The organism is Streptomyces sp. NPDC059456 (genome assembly GCF_042750055.1).
In the GTDB taxonomy this organism is placed as follows: Bacteria; Actinomycetota; Actinomycetes; order Streptomycetales; family Streptomycetaceae; genus Streptomyces.
Genome location: NZ_JBHYVA010001167.1, coordinates 1 through 1,008 on the forward strand (window position 1 = coordinate 1; position 1,008 = coordinate 1,008).

Annotated in this window: 1 protein-coding gene; it reads left to right on the forward strand. The window is 77.8% G+C overall.

Annotation, left to right across the window (positions count from 1 at the left end):
- Positions 1 to 146: 146 nt before the first annotated feature.
- Positions 147 to 1,008, forward strand: an 862-nt coding sequence (locus ACFXA3_RS42960) for a cyclase family protein (RefSeq protein ID WP_385197065.1), incomplete at its 3' end; no start/stop codon positions are given.

The window sequence follows — 1,008 nt, forward strand, 5'->3', positions numbered from 1 at the left end:
GGACCCCGGGGGCGGTCCCGCCGGGGACCGTCCGGCGCCGCCACCGCCGGTGTGAGCGGCGGGGGAGGGCGCGGCCGCCGGGATGCGCGGGACGCGCCGGCGACGGACAGTGGAGGCGGGGCCTTCGGCAGACCGGGAGGACCCGCGTGACGGACGACGCCCCGACGCCCCGCCCGACGGCTCCGCCGTTCATGACGGAGACGGCCTTCCGTTCCCTGCACGCCGAGCTGTGCCGGCGGGCACCCACCGGCCCGGAGCGCCGGCGCGGGACCCTGGTGCACCTGACCCCCGAGCGCGTGGCCGCGGCCGCGGCCGGGGTGCGCCACGGGCGGACCGTGTCGCTGGCCGCTCCCATCGAGACGCAGCCGGGGCCGGACGACCCGCAGCCCGCCGTCTACCGGCTGACCGCGCCGACCAGGCCGGAGACCGGGACCCCGGGGGTGCACTTCGCCCTCGACCGGTTCGCGATGAACGTGCACGGCGACGCCCACAGCCATCTCGACGCGCTGTGCCACGTCGTGTTCGACGGCGAGCTCCACGGCGGCATCCCGGAGAGCCGCCTGGCGGCGGGCGGCGCCCGCGGGATCACCCTCGACCTGGTGCGCGACGGGATCGTCGGCTCCGGGGTCCTGCTGGACGTCCCGCTGCTGCGCGGGGTCCCCTGGCTCGAACCCGGTGACTTCGTGAGCGCCGACGACCTCACGGCGGCCGAGGAGGCCCAGGGCGTCCGGATCGGGCCGGGCGACATCGTGCTCGTGCGGGTCGGACACCGCCGCCGGCGCCGGGAGACCGGCGCGTGGGACGCGGCGCACGCCCGGGCGGGCCTGCATCCGGCGTGCATGCGGCTGCTGGCCGAACGGCAGGTCGCCGTCCTCGGCTCGGACGGCAACAACGACACGGCCCCGAGCCCGGTGCCCGGCGTCCCCTTCCCCGTGCACGTCCTCGCGCTGCACGCCCTGGGCATGCACCTGATGGACTACCTGGACCTGGACGAGCTGGCCCGGGTGT